This is a genomic window from uncultured Paraglaciecola sp. (assembly GCF_913058035.1).
Classification (GTDB): domain Bacteria; phylum Pseudomonadota; class Gammaproteobacteria; order Enterobacterales; family Alteromonadaceae; genus Paraglaciecola.
This window is the reverse complement of record NZ_CAJXPA010000033.1, coordinates 1-17491: the sequence shown is the minus strand read 5'-3', so window position 1 is coordinate 17491 and position 17491 is coordinate 1. Positions and strand designations below refer to the sequence as shown.

16 protein-coding genes and 1 pseudogene are annotated in these 17491 nt (G+C 42.1%); 10 read left to right on the top strand and 7 right to left on the bottom strand.

The genetic code is table 11. The annotated features are described in order from the left end of the window. Nucleotides 1–70: 70 nt before the first annotated feature. The 5 genes from QZ562_RS06430 to QZ562_RS06410 are packed head-to-tail and all read left to right on the top strand — an operon-like array spanning nt 71 to nt 6718. Nucleotides 71–703, top strand: a complete 633-nt coding sequence (locus tag QZ562_RS06430) for a prepilin-type N-terminal cleavage/methylation domain-containing protein (protein ID WP_363315327.1) — start codon at nt 71–73, stop codon at nt 701–703. Further along, nucleotides 700–1557: a PilW family protein gene (locus tag QZ562_RS06425; protein WP_293758341.1), complete on the top strand. Its 858-nt coding sequence runs from the start codon at nt 700–702 to the stop codon at nt 1555–1557. Before QZ562_RS06430 ends, QZ562_RS06425 begins: the two co-directional genes overlap by 4 nt. Next, complete coding sequence (locus QZ562_RS06420; RefSeq protein ID WP_293758339.1) at nt 1554–2135, top strand: PilX N-terminal domain-containing pilus assembly protein; 582 nt, start codon at nt 1554–1556, stop codon at nt 2133–2135. Before QZ562_RS06425 ends, QZ562_RS06420 begins: the two co-directional genes overlap by 4 nt. A gap of 12 nt (nt 2136–2147) precedes the next feature. Continuing rightward, nucleotides 2148–6230, top strand: coding sequence for a PilC/PilY family type IV pilus protein (locus QZ562_RS06415; RefSeq protein WP_293758337.1), 4083 nt, complete (start codon nt 2148–2150; stop codon nt 6228–6230). After that, entirely contained in the window at nt 6227–6718 is a 492-nt protein-coding gene (locus QZ562_RS06410) for a type IV pilin protein (protein ID WP_293758335.1), read from the top strand. The genes QZ562_RS06415 and QZ562_RS06410 overlap by 4 nt, the downstream gene beginning before the upstream one ends. A 14-nt stretch (nt 6719–6732) precedes the next feature. Here QZ562_RS06410 and QZ562_RS06405 read toward each other — a convergent pair whose 3' ends face one another. Beyond that, nucleotides 6733–6924 carry a YwbE family protein gene (locus QZ562_RS06405; protein ID WP_293758333.1) on the bottom strand — a complete coding sequence of 64 codons (192 nt, stop codon included), beginning with the start codon at nt 6922–6924 and terminating at the stop codon, nt 6733–6735. A 56-nt stretch (nt 6925–6980) separates the two neighbouring features. Continuing rightward, a pseudogene (locus QZ562_RS06400) lies at nt 6981–7173 on the bottom strand (endonuclease III); the annotation flags it as partial. A 386-nt stretch (nt 7174–7559) separates the two neighbouring features. On the opposite strand from QZ562_RS06400, the gene QZ562_RS06395 reads away from it, so the two are divergent. The 5 genes from QZ562_RS06395 (at nt 7560) to QZ562_RS06375 (ending at nt 13296) form a co-directional block, all read left to right on the top strand. Further along, a complete protein-coding gene (locus QZ562_RS06395) occupies nt 7560–7919 on the top strand; it encodes a hypothetical protein (protein WP_293758331.1) in 360 nt (119 codons plus the stop codon). Nucleotides 7920–7992: 73 nt separating this feature from the next. Beyond that, on the top strand, nt 7993–8619 hold the full coding sequence (locus tag QZ562_RS06390; RefSeq protein WP_293758329.1) for a hypothetical protein: 627 nt from the start codon (nt 7993–7995) through the stop codon (nt 8617–8619). After that, on the top strand, nt 8616–9728 hold the full coding sequence (locus QZ562_RS06385; RefSeq protein ID WP_293758326.1) for an efflux RND transporter periplasmic adaptor subunit: 1113 nt from the start codon (nt 8616–8618) through the stop codon (nt 9726–9728). Before QZ562_RS06390 ends, QZ562_RS06385 begins: the two co-directional genes overlap by 4 nt. Before the next feature lie 8 nt (nt 9729–9736). Continuing rightward, a complete protein-coding gene (locus QZ562_RS06380; protein WP_293758323.1) occupies nt 9737–12868 on the top strand; it encodes an efflux RND transporter permease subunit in 3132 nt (1043 codons plus the stop codon). Nucleotides 12869–12921: 53 nt separating this feature from the next. Next, nucleotides 12922–13296 (top strand): hypothetical protein, encoded by a 375-nt coding sequence (locus QZ562_RS06375; RefSeq protein ID WP_293758321.1) that lies wholly within the window; start codon nt 12922–12924, stop codon nt 13294–13296. A gap of 287 nt (nt 13297–13583) precedes the next feature. Here QZ562_RS06375 and nth read toward each other — a convergent pair whose 3' ends face one another. From nth to QZ562_RS06350, 5 genes are all read right to left on the bottom strand, one after another. Beyond that, on the bottom strand, nt 13584–14216 hold the full coding sequence (gene nth, locus QZ562_RS06370) for an endonuclease III (protein ID WP_293758319.1): 633 nt from the start codon (nt 14214–14216) through the stop codon (nt 13584–13586). A gap of 74 nt (nt 14217–14290) precedes the next feature. Further along, nucleotides 14291–14989, bottom strand: a complete 699-nt coding sequence (locus QZ562_RS06365; RefSeq protein ID WP_293758317.1) for an electron transport complex subunit E — start codon at nt 14987–14989, stop codon at nt 14291–14293. After that, nucleotides 14989–15708, bottom strand: coding sequence for an electron transport complex subunit RsxG (rsxG, locus tag QZ562_RS06360; protein ID WP_293758315.1), 720 nt, complete (start codon nt 15706–15708; stop codon nt 14989–14991). Before rsxG ends, QZ562_RS06365 begins: the two co-directional genes overlap by 1 nt. Continuing rightward, the gene (gene rsxD / locus QZ562_RS06355) at nt 15705–16799 is read right to left on the bottom strand and encodes an electron transport complex subunit RsxD (protein ID WP_293758313.1); all 1095 of its coding nucleotides are present in this window, start codon (nt 16797–16799) and stop codon (nt 15705–15707) included. The genes rsxG and rsxD overlap by 4 nt, the downstream gene beginning before the upstream one ends. Beyond that, nucleotides 16796–17218: a hypothetical protein gene (locus tag QZ562_RS06350; protein ID WP_293758311.1), complete on the bottom strand. Its 423-nt coding sequence runs from the start codon at nt 17216–17218 to the stop codon at nt 16796–16798. The genes rsxD and QZ562_RS06350 overlap by 4 nt, the downstream gene beginning before the upstream one ends. Nucleotides 17219–17491 lie beyond the last annotated feature (273 nt).

The window sequence follows — 17491 nt, the reverse complement described above, 5'->3', positions numbered from 1 at the left end:
GTAGATTTATCTGGACACTCTGCTAATTAGCCAAATATGTTTATTTTTCAACTAAAGTGAGAAAAAGAGCGTGAAGAGCACAACTAAAAATCCATATACAAATAATCAACTGGGTGTCGGCATGATTGAAGTGTTGGTGACTTTGTTTATTTTATCTGTAGGGTTACTTGGTGTGGCATATTTACAATTTGTGGGTTCATTTACAAACTCTGAGGCACTGAGTCGATCTCAATCAGTGTTGGTTGCCCAGCAGTTAACAGAGCGCTTGAGAGCTAGCGCTGTCTTTTCGCCACTCGGTAAAGGTTTGGTTGTGCATAACGATTATTTTGACGAAAGTTTGTATAATTTTTCTGGTATGACTTGTGTAGCTGGACTTCCACATACTTGTTATTGTTTAGAGCGCCCAAACACTATTCCTAACTGCAATGATAATGTTTGCACTGCAGCCCAACTCGCCGTGTCTGATGCTTATGAAGTGTCGTGTTCAGCAGTGGCAGCTAACCCTGAAATAGAGATTAGCTTAAGTTGTGAATTGGACAATAACGCTGCAGATACAGACTTTTGCAGTGTCGGTTCTAGGCATGTAGTCATCTTAAGTTGGCCAGTGGAAAACTGGCAAAATATTAATCGTACTTTGAATGCTGATTGCAATGTTGATGAAGCACTTCCTCATGACTGTGTGTCTGTTGACGTGACATTATGATTGTTTATCGTAAACAAGGTGGGTTTAGTCTGATTGAGTTGATGATATCTCTAACTCTAGGACTTATTTTATCTGCAGCGGTGGTTCAGGTGATGATCAGCAACAATTCTACCGAACGACTAAATAGATCGATTGCATCTGCTCAAGAAAATGGTCGTTTTATAATTGCCAGATTACGTAACGATTTAGTCATGACTGGACGCTATGATCTGTTGCAACCAGACCTTAATAAAGATGTTGATGTCGTAGTTGAGGCTGCCTTTGTGCACAACAATCCTATTCCTGTGGAAGGGGATTTTAGTAATGCTTTAAACAAGGGTGTAAAGGAGGGGGGGGGTGCTTTAAGTGATACATTAATGGTGGCACTACAGGCAAGAAAAGATTGCAGAGGTGCCAGTCATGGTTATGGCGACGAAGAGTTTATGGTGGTCAACGAATACTTTTTAGATGGTACATCTTTAAAATGTCGTGGGTTTGATGGTAGATTTTTACGCGGTTTAAAGACGCAGGTTGATGATGACAATGCATACACGTTATTAGACGATGTGACTAGCTTTCAAGTGCAATATGGCGTCACAGATAATATTAGCTCACAAGATAATTCTGCAAGACCTGTGAAATTTGTAGAAGCAGATACTTTAGGTGCAGAAAAAGCCGCTGGAGCACTGGTTGTCGCTATTCGAATTGCATTGTTACTAAAAGCTGACACGGATGTATTAATCAGCCCCGTCCCAAGGTTTAAACTGCTCAATGAAGAACCGATACAACCTTCTGATAAAAGGTTATTTAAGCAATTTGAAACTACAATCACTTTGCGCAACAGCAAAAATTTCGCTCGAAGTAGAAATATATGAATTATCCTTTAAAACAGAAAAGTTCAGGAATGGTTATGGTATTTGCTTTACTGATACTCATGAGTTTAACCATTCTAGGTGTGTCATCAGTATCTAGTAGCCTAATGCAAAGCAAAATGGCGACATCTATGGAGAAACGGTCTCTTTCATTCGACGCTGCGGAATCTGCTATTGCTGCTGTGATGTTCGAATCCGAAGATGAGATACTACTTAGTACTGCGAATTTAGACGATCCATTGTCTGCTGCTAGGGGAGGTACACAGTTAGATTTAACGGTTCAAAGTATTAGCTGTTTTGAGAATGTTACTTGGACTAATAGAGTGCTCACCAGTTCTGGTTTAAGTGCTGGAACCCAACATACTAGTGCGGGCAATTATACCGATAAACCAGTGGTGAAGAGTTGGTCTCGAGCCGCTTTTGTTGGGGAACAACCTTGTGTTGGCTCAAGCAATGTTATCGGTGGTAGTAATATTAGTTGCCATGTCTTCATTGTAAGAGGGTGCGGGCAATTAGATGGTAGTAATTACGTAGTGGCTAATTCTGTTAATGCTTCAGTTTTTGCACCTGCAACCCAATAAATGGTGTCTTTCATGAAATGTATCAACAAATTTATCGTACCATGGTTGGCGACTAGCCTGACGCTTTGCAGTCTTGTGAGCAGTGCAGACGACTTGGAAATATACTTAGGAACCGCGGGCAGTGAGGTGACCTACAATCCCAATGTGCTTTTTATTATGGATACCTCAGGCAGTATGGGAAGCAAGGATGATGGCGATGAGTCAAGAATGTTACGGGTACAAAATGCGCTAAAAGAAACACTTAATTCCGTCACTAATATCAACGCGGGTTTAATGCGCTTTTCAGATTTTGGTGGTCCAGTTTTATACCCTATTAGGCCGATTGATGACTCCGTTTCTCCAGAGATTATCACTTCAGTTTCACAGGCAACAGATGATGCCTACGAAATAGCTTCATCTGTCAACAATTCTAGTATTACACTGAAATTATCTCAAAGTACCAATGCCGTTACCCTAGGACTTCGTTATCAAGACCTTAATATTCCTCGTGGAGCGGTGATTACTAATGCGTATATTCGCTTCAGTTCAAGTGGCTTTAATAGCGGTGCTACGCAATTAAACTTTAGTGGTGAGCTAATTGGCAACTCAATCACATTCAGTGAAACCAGTAATAATATATCTGCTCGAATTAAAACATCTAATTCAGTACTTTGGGACACTGATAATGACTGGCCAGTGTCGAATGAAACGACAGTGTCTCCTGATCTAAGTAGCATTGTGCAAGAAATTGTCGATCAATCTGATTGGTGCGGAGGTAATTCTTTAAACATCATTGTTGATGGTCAAGGTATCAGCACCAGTAGTGAGCGTGTCTCACCCGCATTTGAGGATGGAGAAGGATTAGGTCCTCAGCTAGTAGTTGTGTATGACGACACTACAGCTACAGGTTGTGTGAAGGGTAGGTTAAGCTATCAGGTTAGCTCACAACGCAATAATGCTGAAGAGCGCAGTGACGGGTATCAATCAACAGGAACAGAACTGACGTTTAGGAACAGTTCAAACAAGCATATCGCTGTCAGATTCCAAAACATAGCCTTACCCCAAGGCGCGAGTATTATAGATGCTTATTTGGAGTTTACTGCTTACCAAAGTAGTCAAAACTCATTCGCTAGTTTTAATATTGCAGGAGTCGACCAAGATGACCCAAGCAATTTTAGACGCTACACGAGGTATCTATTGAGGGATAAGCCAAAAACGACAGCTGTTGCGTGGTCTGGTATTCCACGGTGGTATAGAAATTACACTTATCAAAGCCCTCCAGTGACTAGCATAGTAGAACAGATTGTTGGCCGCGCAGGTTGGACGTCCGGCAACGACATGATGTTTGTATTTTCAGATTTTGTGGGTGTTCGGGGTGCCTACACTTACAATGGAAAACCCTCAGGTACAGTTAGTTTAGTGGTAGAGTATCAAGGTAATGCTACGCCTGGCAGTACATCAACCGTGAGAGAACTGCTTGTCAGTCAAGTCGATGCATTGAGTGCAAGTGGAATGACGCCAATAGTCGATACGCTGTATGAGGCTGCCAGTTATTATGGAGGACTTTCTGTTAATTATGGGAAAACCCGTGGTCAACCATCCGTATCAAGTACAGTACGACGCAACACCAGAGTGAGCCATAGGTTGTCATACCTTGGAACTGACTCCGTTTTACCTGCAGGCTGTTCGGTAGAAAATCTGAGTAGCTCATACTGTATGAATGAATACATTCCACAAGGAGCCACTTACATTAGCCCAGTGACTGATAAAGTCTGTCAGACCAATAACCATATAGTACTTCTATCAGATGGTGTGGCTAATAACAATCACAGTGTGACTGAAATTGAAACATTGCTTGGAAAGTCATGCACTGGTTCTGGTGGTGAACAATGCGGAATAGATTTAACCAAAAACATAGGTGATGGTGATAACTCTAAGATTGATACGCGAGTTTTCACACACACTATTGGTTTTGCAGCGGGTTCAACTGCAAACGCCTTTCTTAATGACATAGCAGTTAGTGGTAACGGTGATTTTTATACTGCAGATAATACTGATGAGTTAGTAGGTGTTTTTCAATCCATATTGAAAACGGTAAAAGATGTTAATGCTACTTTTGTTTCACCAGGTGTGGCTGTCAATCAACTTAACCGATTAACTCATAACGACGAGTTGTATTTTGCATTATTTAAGCCTGCCGAAGGCACTATCTGGCCTGGAAATGTTAAGAGGTATAGGTTAGACGGTTCGGACATTCTTGATAAAAATGGCTTGAGTGCTGTTGACAGTGTAACTGGCTTTTTTAACGATAGTGCTCACAGCTATTGGTCATTATTGGCTGATGGAAATGACGTGCGAGAAGGTGGAACGGCTGGAAAAATGGGTTTGCCTCGTATGGCATACGCTTTTGATGGTGCGGGTACAATTATTAAAACTGACAACTTGTTGCATGAAGACAACGCGAGTTTAACCATTACAGATTTAGCAGTTGGTGCCTTAGCAGATCCAGTTGCCACTCGTGAGACGTTATTAAAATGGGCGCGCGGAGTGGATGTGAAAGATGACGATGCCGATGGCAGTTCAACTGATGCCAGACAAGCAATGGGTGATCCCATTCATTCTCAACCTGTCATCGTTAATTATTCCCTTACAGACAGTGCCGTCTTTGTGGCTACCAATCATGGTTTTTTACACTCGTTCGATCCAACCACAGGCGAAGAAAATTTTGCGATTATGCCAAAGGACTTAATGGATAACTTGTATGATTTATATCTTGATTCTTCGACGTTTTCACATATTTACGGTCTAGATGGAGATATGGTGCTCAGAACAGCAGGTAGTAATATCTACCTCTACGTTGGCATGCGCCGTGGTGGTAATAATTATTATGCTTTTGATATTACCAGCAAAACCAACCCAAAATTAATGTTTAAAATAGAAGGTGGAGTGGGGGATTTTGTAAACTTGGGACAAACGTGGTCAAAGCCCACCGTGACAAAAATTAAAGTAGGGGCTACGAGTCGAAATGTTTTAATATTTGGCGGCGGTTATGATGAAGATCAAGACAGTAAATTAATCAGAAGTACAGACGCTGTAGGTAATTCAGTGTTTATTGTCGATGCTGATAGCGGCGAGCTTATTTGGTCGGCCAGTAATGCTGATGCTGATCTAAATTTACCAGACATGGGATACAGTATTCCTGCCAGAGTTTCTGTTATTGATCGCGACAATGATGGATTCGCCGACCATATGTATGTTGCAGATATGGGAGGTCAATTGTTTAGACTGGATATTCACAATGAAGAGTCAGTCGCAGGTTTAGTCACCGGTGGTTTACTCGCTAATTTTGGCGGCGATATCGAGGCAGATAACAGGCGCTTTTATTATGGTCCCGATATTTCTGAAATAAGTTTAGGCACAGATCATTATTATGCCGTTGTATTAGGTTCTGGTTTTCGTGCACATCCATTAAATACTACTATTAATGATCATTTTTACATGATCAAGGATGAAGGCGTTTTTACTCTTGATGAAAACGGAGATTATGGTTTACCTAGTACCCCCTTAGGTTTAAATAATTTGTATGATGCTACTGAACATTTATTGACATCTTCTGATACCGTGGCTAAAGAGTTAGCATTTGAACAATTCTCAGAGTCTAATGGCTGGTATATAAGCCTTAAAATAGGAGGGGAAAAGGTACTGGCCTCACCATTGATCCTAGACTATCAGGTGATATTTACTACCTACTTGCCAGCCACAGCTAGTGAGAGCGAGTGCGCACCGCCCACAGGTAACAGCCGTGCGTATTTGGTTGAACTTATCAATGGTAACTCGGTGGTAGATTTGAACAATGATGACACACAGTTACATGAAGACCGTTACGCGCAATTAAAACAGACGGGTATAGCTCCAGACACTAAAATTTTGATTGAAGATATTGTTAAGCCTGTCATTTGTTTGGGAACTGAATGTGCTTCGACCGTTATTCAGGTAGATGAAGACGGTAACAAGGTTGCCTGTGGTTCAGACTTTGAGTGTCTAGCCGAAAACATTCACAGCTATTTTGAGCGAGTCCAAAAAAGCAGTTGGAAAACAGAGACAGAGAGACAATGAAAATAACGTTAGGCACACTGAGTAAAAAGCAAAGCAAAAAGCAAAAAGGGTTTTCATTAATTGAATTGATGATAGTGGTGGCTATTATTGGCATTATTACCAGCATTGCATACCCCAGTTATCAAGGGTTTGTTGTTAGCACTAATAGAGGTGCGGCCCAAGCTGACTTGATGAGCCTTGCGGCTGCTATGGAGCGACATAAAGCCGCAAGTTTTAGTTACAAGGCAGCTGCAGTTTCTGCAGCTGATACGGGAAAACCTGCTATTTTCCATCAACATTCGCCATCGGCAGAGCTCTACGACAATCGCAAGTATGATTTGTATATTAATGAGGCAAATGGTGGTGCTTATATTATCGAGGCTCGACCTGTAACAGGTACTTCCCAAGCCGGTAATGGAAACGTTGCCTTTTACAGTGATGGGCGACGAGCATGGGATGAAAACAATAATGGCACTTTCAGCACAACTGAGTTTTGTTGGAGTTGTTAGAGCAGCAGTATTGACTAGCGAATGTGCTTAACTCTGCCTACCTCACCGCTGTCTAATTGTACTTTAATTCCATGGGGATGATTAGGCGAGTTGGTGAGAATTTTTTCGACAATCCCTTCGGTTAAATCACCGGTTCTTTGATCTTGTTTGAGCACGATAGACACTTGTGTACCTATCTTAATATTGGCTCGTTTTGTACCTTCCATTGTTATTTCCTAGTTGTCAGTATTATTTTAAATTCACATAAATCTTCAATTAAACATCAACAGCTGTGGAGTTCTGGGGTAATACAAGTGTATCTGCCATGTAAAATTAACCAATGATGCACATTTACCTTAAATTCGGCAGGTTCTACCTTTCACAATTTTGCTCAATTAAATCAAAATTTTTGCCCATAGCTAATTTAGTTATGCTTAATACTCTAAAATATGGGTGTCTGCGGCTGGCCAGCCAAATACGTTAGTATGTCGATGATAAAAACCAGCCAACAATTTTGAAGATAGGTTAGTGCTAAAAGTGTCTGATGGCAAGCTGCTCGTTGAACGATGTTTAGTAGTAGAAAGCTGTTTTAATATCTTCTCCAAGTTAGTCACTTTAGAGAAAAATACACAACCAGTGATTTCGATTCTTATCATCCCACTCATACTAGAAAGCGGACACACATAAAAGAACGCAGAATTTTGTGGAAGGTTCACACATCTTTATTAGTCAGTACCCTTCAGCGAGTTATCTAACTCGATACCCAGATATCAGAGTGACAAAGCAATGGCTGGTATAAAAAATTGTTGAAACCAATAGAATTTGATATCTTACTTTCACTTGTTATTTCAAAAGCCAAATAATGCAAAAGAATCTTGTTTCTATCATTTTGTTAATCTGTATCGCTGCGCAATCTCCCTTGGTTGCGGCATTAAGTGTGCATGATACGCATCATGATGGTAACACCACAGTCCATGACTACTTTCATGATATTGGACAGCCGCATGAGCACGACGACATAGACGTTGAAAAATTTGAAATTAGTTACTCAAAACAAGCGCTAGAGCATAGTGAAACCTTTCATGAAGGCGGTGTTGTAGGCGTTTTAATTTTCGTACATGCAGCCATTCCAAAGAGACTGCCCGAAGCAAATGTAGACAATCTCGTTGCTTGGTGGGCTCCCCCTTTTATTAAACACAGCACACCTCCCCCAAAAATATAAGACATAAATTTTAGCAAGTGTCTTCTTCTCGTAGGCTATTTTGTTGTGTTTAAATATTTTGGATTGAAATCTCATGGTATATCGTAGTTTTGCCTCTCGCGTGTTTTTCGCTAGAGTGCCCTTTTTATCTCTTTTGGCATTAACCTTATTATTGCTTTCTTTATCAGCTCAGTCTTCACCCGGTGCTCATGGCCCTAACGGCGAGCATCTTGATATGGAGCAAAGCAATCAACCCACCCAAAGACCGAAGTTTGAAATGTACACTGAATCGTTTGAAGTACTAGGTGAGGTGTTTAGCAACGAACTGATTATCTATTTGCATGATTTTGAAACCAATACACCTACTCAATCTGCCAGCATAGATTTAGAAATCGGTTCTTTGACTGCCAGCGCTAGTTTTGATGAGGCTCAAAACCGCTATATCGTCAACGACGTTAACTTTATCAGTGCGCTTAATGTTAGTGGCGAGCATGAAGTGGTTGCGACCATTATCACACAAGATAACGGTGATTTATTGGTGGGCAAATTTATAATGCCCGAAGCGAATGCACAGTTAGATAATGCCGAGCATTCTCATAATGAATCGCATGAGCAGGGGGAAGAGCATCATCTTTTCCCTTGGTGGGCGCTTGGCTTATCGATTGTCGTTTTTGCGTTTGGCTTTTTCTTTGGACGGAAAAACAAAGGAATGAAATCGTGAGAACACTCCTAATTATAATTATGTTTTTTTTAGCTTGGTATGCCATTGCGTCTCCTGGTGCCCATGGCCCGAATGGTGAGCACCTTAGCGACACCGATACTAACTCAGCTGATAGTTTGGGCAGGCAGGCTGATGGCACTGTGCTCATCCCGATGCAGCATCAAGCACTCTTGGGAATTAGAACTCAATTTGTGACTAAACAAATTGTGAAAGGCAGTGTCACTTTAGCTGGTGTTGTCCGTGCTCATCCTGAAGGTCAAGCCCTCGTTCAACCGAGCAGTGATGGTCGTTTTGAGGCACCAGATTCAGGCGTTCTTGCCACTGGCGAAAAGGTGTCAGCGGGTCAAATACTTGGCTATGTTAGATACCAAGATACCGCCTTTGAGTTAGCCAGCCAAACAAGTCAATTATTGGCAGTAAGAAGTCAGATTATGCAGACTAAGCGGGATGTTAAGCGTTTGCGTGACCTGGGTGAGTTGGCATCAAAACAAGCCTTAGAACAACTTGAAACGAGCCTAAAAATTCTCGTTGAACAAGAAGAGGTTTTACAACAAGGTTTAGAGAAGCCTGAGCCACTTATTGCGCCGATATCAGGTGTGTTAATTAACCACCAAGCTAGACGAGGTCGCTGGGTTGAGGCTGGTACGACCTTGTTTGAAATAGTGGCATCAAGTTTACGCCAGATTGAAGCGCTCACCAATGATTCATCTATTTTGGCACAACTCACTACCGCTAAGATCAAAGAGTTTCCTGAGCTTGCTTTGCAGTATCAAGGTTATGCGCCGCAACTCAATGCAGGTATGGTGTCCGTGCACTTTGCGTTAGAAATCCGCACTGACTCTGCATCTTTGTTATTAATTGACCAACCGGTCACAGTGTTCGCTGAGCTTGAAAACATCTTAGAAGGTATTTTATTGCCAAGCGCCGCCATTGTGACTAATAGTGCTAACTTGCCCATAGTGTGGATAAAAGTGTCTGCCGAGCGTTTTTTACCGCAAATTGTGCAGTATCGTGAGGTTTCCCCAAACAAAGTGTTAATTACACAAGGCTTAGGTGCAGATAATCGAGTCGTTATCGCCGGAACGTCTTTACTTAACCAAGTACGCTAGGAGCTTGCATGTTTAATTTATTAGTCCATGCAAGTCTGCGCAATCGACTGTTAGTGTTGACACTCGCACTTATGACCCTTGTTTATGGGTTTTGGCAAGGCAAAGCGTTACCCATTGATGTGTTTCCTGACCTAAATAAGCCAGTGGTCACCGTCTTGACTGAAGCAGGCGGGATGGCGCCACAAGAAGTTGAGCAGTTAGTCTCATTTCCACTTGAGAATATGCTCAATGGTGTAACTGGTGTTACACGTGTGCGTTCAACTTCTGGGATTGGTTTATCTATTGTATATGTAGAGTTTGATTGGGATACGGATGTGTATCGTAACCGCCAGTTAGTGTCAGAACGTCTCGATCAAGTTACATCGCAATTGCCCAGTGATATCACGCCAGTCATGGGGCCGGTGTCATCGATTATGGGCGAGATTATGCTCATTGCCTTGCCTATTGATCTAGCCATTGATCTACCTATAAACACGAATACGGATGTTGAACCGATGCTCGCTCGTGAGTATGCCGATTTCGTTCTGCGTCCACGGCTACTTTCTATTCCTGGAATATCTCAAGTCATCCCTATTGGTGGCGATGTTAGACAAATTAGAGTAGAGCCTAAGCTCGATGTAATGCGTAATTTGGGGATCAGTGTCGAGCAGATGCGCGATGCTATTGAAAGCTTCGCATCAAATAAAGGTGGCGGCTTTATCGATGTCAATAATCGTGAGTTTTTGATACGCCACGAAGGAAGAACGCTCAAACTGGATGACTTGCGCCAGTTAGCCGTTGCCTGGCAGGAAAACACTTCAGTACGTTTAGACCAAGTTGCAAACGTTCGTTACGCCGCTGCTGTAAAGCGCGGTGACGGCGGTTATAACGGTAAACCAGCGGTCATCATTAATGTACAAAAACAACCAGGTGCGGACACGGTAAAGTTGACCCGTGAAATAGAACTAGCGTTAAGTGAGCTTACTACAAGCTTGCCTGACGGCGTTTCTGCGCCGCAAGTGTTGTTTCGTCAAGCTGACTTTATTAAAGCATCGGTTGATAATGTCACCGAAGCGCTAATAGATGGGTCTATTCTAGTGGTGATTGTGCTGTTTGCGTTTTTGTTATCAACACGCACCACTGCTATCTCTTTACTTGCTATTCCTTTATCGCTTGCCTTAACGGTGCTCATTTTCAAGTGGATGGGGCAGACCATTAACGTCATGACCTTGGGCGGTTTAGCTATTGCCATCGGGGAATTGGTTGATGATTCTGTAGTCGATGTAGAAAACATACTTCGGCGTTTAAAACAAAATAGCAAGCAAGACAAGCCCAGTCCTATTTTTGACGTAATATGGCGAGCAAGCGTTGAAGTGCGCTCAGGAATTGTTTATGCGACAGCAATTGTGGTGCTTGTATTTATCCCATTATTTGCACTGCCAGGTATCGAAGGTCGTTTGTTTGCGCCATTAGGTGGCGCTTATATTATTGCCGTATTAGCGTCTTTACTCGTTTCGATGACTGTGACGCCGGTGCTTTGCTATTTTTTATTACCCCAGATGAAGCAACTGCATAAAGGCGATAGCTTTTTAGTCACTTTACTAAAAAAATGGCAGAGTTTATGGCTGTTATGGGCATTGCCCAAGCGTCGCTCAATATTATTAGTAAGCGGTCTGACAGCCCTTATTAGTGCCTCATCCGTTGCCTTCTTTCCTCGTGCATTTTTACCGGCCTTTAATGAAGGCTCTTTGGTATTGGGGGTGATTTTTCAGCCAAGTACCTCACTATCTGAATCTAACAGAATGGGGCATTTAGCTGAGTCTTTGTTGCTATCGGTTGATGAGGTCACCGCGGTTGGACGCCGCACCGGCAGAGCAAAACTCGATGAGCATGCAGAAGGTGTACACTCTTCTGAAATTGATGTTGATTTAGTTGAATCGGAGCGCTCTAGGGAAGACGTCTTGACTGAAATCCGAGGAAAACTAAGCGTGTTACCAGCGCAAATTGCAATTGGACAACCTATTTCTCATCGACTAGACCATCTTCTATCTGGTGTGCGAGCACAGTTGGCAATAAAAGTGTTTGGCGACAATTTAGACGAGCTTCGCATCAATGCCGAAAAAATCAGGCAGAAATTAGAAACCATACCTGGGCTGGTTGATATCAATGTGGAAAAACAAGTGCTGATTCCACAAGTGTCGGTCAGATTAAGACCAGATAAGCTTTTACAATATGGTTTGAGTCCGGGTAAGGCAATAGAGCGCTTAGCGTTGTTAACCGATGGCGAACACGTTGTGGACATTATCGATGGTGTAAAGCGCTATGCATTAGTGATGCGTTTAGATGAAAAAGCGAGAAGCCCTCAGGCACTAGGCGCAGCACTGATAGACACTCCAGCAGGTGCTATTCCCATCGCAAACATTGCTGACATCAGATTAAGCGATGGGCCAAACCAAATCCTAAGAGAAAACGGCCGACGCAGGCTTGTAGTCTATGCAAACAGCACGGGAGTGGATGTAAAGGAACTGCTGTCAGCAGTGCGCGAACAAGTGAATGAAGTTGAATTAGGCGCAGATAGTTTTATCAGTATTGAAGGGCAATTCTTAGCGCAAGAGCAAGCCATGCGTTTGTTAGTGTTATTATCAAGCATCTCGTTTGCACTCATATTCTTAGTGTTGTACATACGGTATAAATCTTTCGTATTTGCCAGTATTATCATGAGCAGTTTACCCATGGCGCTATTAGGCGCGGTTGCAGCAATGTGGTTAACGAATACTCCACTTTCGGTTGCATCTGTTGTTGGCTTTATCACACTTACCGGCATTGCTTCACGCAACGGTATATTAAAACTGAGTCACTATCTCAACCTAATAAAATTTGAAGGAGAACAATTTAACACCCAGTTAATTGTTAGAGGGGCGCAAGAAAGATTGGCTCCTGTGATGATGACATCCATGGTGACTGCATTTGCACTTATACCATTATTAATGGCTGCGGATGCGCCTGGTAAAGAGATCCTGCATCCTGTTGCGGTAGTTATCTTCTCAGGACTATTAACTTCAACTTTATTAGACACCTTGCTGACGCCTTTGCTGTATCGGGAGTTTGGCGGCAAGGCAACCATGCTTTGGCAAAAACGTAAGTCAGACGAATTAATGTAAATAGGTTTATTCTGGCGACGCCTTATTGAAGTTCGTCAAAATGGAGTGTAAATATGAAAGCAATAATAAACTTAGTAACGATAGCACTAATAACTTCAGCAGTGTTGGTATCAAATGCATCGGCACATGGAAGCTTAGAGCCGATGCATGGCGGCGTGGTCAAAGAGTCGCATGACATGGTATTTGAGCTGGTCAGAGAGGAAAAGTCAGTCAGTCTTTATGTACGTGATCACGGTGAAGCATACCCAAGCACTGAGCTTGTCGCTAATGTTGTGGTATTAGCAAACAAAAAGAAAAGTGAGGCATCATTCATCCCATCTGGAGGAAATACAATGGTGGCTGACATTATTATCAATGACGGTGCAAAGGTATTGATTCGAGTCAGTGAAGGAGATCATCACCCGGTGACTATTCGTTATAGTTTTTAGAACTGTTGAGGGGAAATCCATAAGTGGAGTTTTATGCGAGGTTCTTAGGTCATTGCGCATAAGGAAATAAATGCTTCCGATAATATTTTGGCATTTACAAACCAATGGCGAGGGTTAGATATTGTAGATAGCTTCAATTACAATTTTTAAACGCGTACGTATCCTTTTGCAGTTGTTGAAACGGCTGGCAGACCTTAATCGTACGTCTGCAACTCACTTCTTACTGACAAAGAGAACTATAGAGCCCGGCATATCACAGTGGTGTTAGACAACTACTTAGAATGTTTTTATTCTATTTTATCTTTGAACTCGCACAAGTCTTCGATGATACAAGAACCGCATCTTGGCTTACGTGCGATGCATGTATATCTGCCATGCAAAATTAACCAATGATGCACATCTACCTTAAACTCGGCAGGTATCACCTTTAACAATTTTTGCTCTACACAATCAACGTTTTTGCCCATAGCTAATTTAGTTCTGTTTGAGACTCTAAAAATATGGGTGTCTACGGCTATGGTAGGCCAGCCAAAAGCTGTATTTAATACCACATTAGCTGTTTTCCGCCCCACGCCTGGCAACGCTTCTAATGCCTCTCTATTTTGGGGTACAACTGACTCATGTTGGTTGATTAACATGCCACAGGTTTTAATCACGTTCTGCGCTTTGGCATTAAATAAACCGATAGTTTTGATATAGGTTTTTAATCCGTCGACACCCAGGGAATAGATAGTTTCTGGGGTGTTAGCAATTGGATATAGTTTATCTGTTGCTTTGTTAACGCTCACATCTGTCGCTTGCGCAGATAAAATCACCGCGATCAACAACTCAAAAGGACTGGCAAAATTAAGCTCTGTTTCGGGGTGAGGGTTGGCATCGCGCCAGCGAGTCAACATTTCTAAACGTTTTTGTTTATTCATTTAACATCGATTTATACTCTAAAAAATCTAAAATCTAAAATCTAAAATCTAAAATCTAATTGTTTATGGCTCTCTCAGCCCTCTGTCGTGACACGCGCCCGTTGCACGACCTTCGTTTCAGATTTAGCGGCAAACAAACGTTCCATATGACTATCCAATACATTTTTAAGGGCAATTAACAGACCCATACACAAAAAAGCACCGGGTGGTAAAATCGCCAATAAAAATGGGCTGTCTGTTTCAAATACGGTTATTTTTAATATAGAAGCCCAGTCGCCTAATAATAAGTTGGCACCATCAAACAAAGTGCCGTAGCCTAATAATTCACGCATTGCACCTAATAATACCAATACTAAAGTAAATCCCAGTCCCATCATTAAACCGTCAAAAGCTGATTTGCCAACTGTGTTTTTAGATGCATATGCTTCAGCACGCCCGATAATTGCACAATTAGTGACTATCAGTGGAATAAAAATGCCTAGGGCTTGATACAGTTTAAATGTGTAAGCATTCATTAAAAGCTGCACTATAGTCACAAAAGAAGCGATAATCATCACAAAAATTGGGATCCGAATTTCGCTAGGCACCCAATTACGGATTATCGACACTGTGGTATTTGAACCAATCAATACTAGGGTGGTGGCCAGACCTAAACCCAATCCATTAGTAACAGTCGCTGTTACTGCAAGTAGAGGGCATAAACCCAGTAATTGCACCAATGCAGGGTTATTTTTCCACAGCCCCTGCCAACTTAACTCTTTAAATTCGCTCATTATTTACTCTTATTATCGACACTCATATTGATCGCCACGGTGTTTTCAACATTATTTACGGTGTTGTTTAAAGCACAGCCGTTGGCAGCGCTAAAAATAGTCGTTTTATTAGCTAAATAATATTCCACACTTGCTCTTACCGCATTGACTACTGCTCTTGGTGTAATAGTGGCACCAGTAAACTGGTCAAACTGTCCGCCATCTTTTTTAACTGCCCAATTTGAGGCCATTTCAGCAGTGTAAACTTGATTGTCGAAGTCCAAAACCCAATCGTTAATACGTAGATCAATTTTATCACCCAAGCCCGGAGTCTCTTTGTGATCGAGAATTCTCACACCCGTTACCTTGGCCGAATCTAATTTTGAACTGGTTACACCGACGACTAATTGGATTTTTCCGCTGTAACCATCTGGGGCAGTCGTTTCTATAGCCGCTGCAACCGGCCTCCCTTGTTTGGTGGCTCGATAAATATGTTGTGGTTGATCAGAGCCCAACATTTCAACTGAAGTCACTAACGCACAATCTAGCTGGATTGAATTGTCATAACTGCCTTCATCGATAACTGCGTTGAGTATGGACAGCAGTTTTTGCTGTTGTTGCAAAGCAATTTGATCTCTAGTGCCAAAGTAGGTGAGTGAAATCAGTCCCGTTGTGATAACGGCAAAAACTGCCAATGCTAAGCCATTTTTGCCCATTGTATTTAGCACCTTTTTTGTCATGGCTGGGCCCTGTTTTTAGGTTTTTGTTTGTTTGAGGAATGACCATATGTGCGTGGGCGAGTATAATAATCGATCAAGGGAACAGCCATGTTCATGATCAGCACTGCAAAGGCCACTGCGTCAGGGTAGCCTCCCCATTCTCTTATGAGATATACCCACATACCAATAGTTGCACCAAAAATTATTCTACCTTTATTTGTAGTTGAACCAGATACAGGATCGGTGGCAATAAAAAATGCACCTATAATAATGCTCCCGTTAAAAAGATGGAAAAGGCTGGAAGGATATAAATCACCATCTACTAACGACATTATCAATGCACAGACGAGCAACCCGGCAATCATACTAACGGGTATATGCCAATTAATAACTTTTTGTTTGAGCAGATATAGCCCCCCAAGCAGATAACCAAAGCTTATCCAACTTGATGCCACTCCTAACCCAGAAATGACACTATCAAAAATCGGGAATTCTATTGTTTCTGAATAGGTAAGTCCTTGTGCAAGTCCAGTTTTGACTGTGTCTAGAGGTGTGGCCATTGTCACGCCATCAATACCTGTTCTGAGTTGAGCAAGACTAAAACCCTCAACACTAAAATCAGTGAATATTGCGTATAAAGCATCCATAAAATTATGATTATATTGAGCCAGATTGACCGGTGGGATCCATTGGGTCATTTGCACAGGAAAAGACACTAGTAACATAACATAAGCCGCCATGGCCGGATTAAATACATTAAAACCTAGACCGCCGTACAATTGTTTAACGATACCAATAGCGAAAAATGTACCAATAACAATTACCCACCAAGGAGCAAAGGGTGGAATACTAACTGCCAATAATATGGCTGCCAAAACAGCACTATAATCTTTTAATGCTCGCTCAAAATCACGTTTCCGAAGTTCTAAAATAGACGCTTCAGTAACAATTGCGGTGATAACTGCAAGCACAATCTGAATGATAGTGCCCCAACCAAAAAACCAAGTCTGTAATAATATGCCGGGTATCATGGCATAAATGACCAAGCGCATTACTTGTCCGGTATCACGACGAATATGCTGGTGCGGTGAACTCGCTAACCTAAATCTCATAAAAGCGGATCATTTTTTTCAGCCGCTTTTTCAGCCGCTTTTTTGGCATTGGCTTTTGCCACAGCAACAGCAATTTTGCGTTTTTTTATTTCCACTTGTTGTTCTTCTATATTTACTAGATCCACTGGATTATCAGTTTCGGTGTTGTTCAGCTTTTGTGCTGGTGCTGTTTTATCAGACGTACTTTGATTGTTTGTGATTTTTTGTGCATCACGTTTCGCTCTAGCCTTGGCCACTGCAGCAGTAATTCTAGCTTGTTTGTTGTCAGCTTTAACTTGTTGTTGCTCTTGTTGGTGTATATGATTTGCGTGGATGGCGAAGCAGTGAAAGTGGGAGTGGTCCTTGGCGGATGGCAGGCATTCTCCAGAGGGTGCCGACTTTGTGTGGACGACTCTTAGGAATAGTGAGGCGAGGAGCACTGCGAACACTCTTGTCGTCGGCATCTTATTAGTGTCGATCGTTTTGCCTTCTTACGGAAATGGCATACCGAGAACAATAACAACGGCGAACAGTCAGTGAGGAGTGAGGAGAGACGGCGACATTTGAAAATGACCTAGAAAAGTGATGGACGACTGCGGTCCGACGTTTTCATTATTTCCGTTGGGGGAGGGCCTGGCGTGATAGTAGCCATGTGACACCATAGTTCGTTGGATCTGGTACCGAATTGCTTAAACGATGAGAAAAGCCAAGAA

Excerpts from the sequence above, each read along its gene's own strand:
- QZ562_RS06425 (WP_293758341.1), top strand. The coding sequence starts at position 700 with ATGATTGTTTATCGTAAACAAGGTGGGTTTAGTCTGATTGAGTTGATG.
- QZ562_RS06420 (WP_293758339.1), top strand. The coding sequence starts at position 1,554 with ATGAATTATCCTTTAAAACAGAAAAGTTCAGGAATGGTTATGGTATTT.
- QZ562_RS06415 (WP_293758337.1), top strand. The coding sequence starts at position 2,148 with ATGAAATGTATCAACAAATTTATCGTACCATGGTTGGCGACTAGCCTG.
- QZ562_RS06410 (WP_293758335.1), top strand. The coding sequence starts at position 6,227 with ATGAAAATAACGTTAGGCACACTGAGTAAAAAGCAAAGCAAAAAGCAA.
- QZ562_RS06405 (WP_293758333.1), bottom strand. The coding sequence starts at position 6,924 with ATGGAAGGTACAAAACGAGCCAATATTAAGATAGGTACACAAGTGTCT.
- QZ562_RS06395 (WP_293758331.1), top strand. The coding sequence starts at position 7,560 with ATGCAAAAGAATCTTGTTTCTATCATTTTGTTAATCTGTATCGCTGCG.
- QZ562_RS06390 (WP_293758329.1), top strand. The coding sequence starts at position 7,993 with ATGGTATATCGTAGTTTTGCCTCTCGCGTGTTTTTCGCTAGAGTGCCC.
- QZ562_RS06380 (WP_293758323.1), top strand. The coding sequence starts at position 9,737 with ATGTTTAATTTATTAGTCCATGCAAGTCTGCGCAATCGACTGTTAGTG.
- QZ562_RS06375 (WP_293758321.1), top strand. The coding sequence starts at position 12,922 with ATGAAAGCAATAATAAACTTAGTAACGATAGCACTAATAACTTCAGCA.
- nth (WP_293758319.1), bottom strand. The coding sequence starts at position 14,216 with ATGAATAAACAAAAACGTTTAGAAATGTTGACTCGCTGGCGCGATGCC.
- QZ562_RS06365 (WP_293758317.1), bottom strand. The coding sequence starts at position 14,989 with ATGAGCGAATTTAAAGAGTTAAGTTGGCAGGGGCTGTGGAAAAATAAC.
- rsxG (WP_293758315.1), bottom strand. The coding sequence starts at position 15,708 with ATGACAAAAAAGGTGCTAAATACAATGGGCAAAAATGGCTTAGCATTG.
- rsxD (WP_293758313.1), bottom strand. The coding sequence starts at position 16,799 with ATGAGATTTAGGTTAGCGAGTTCACCGCACCAGCATATTCGTCGTGAT.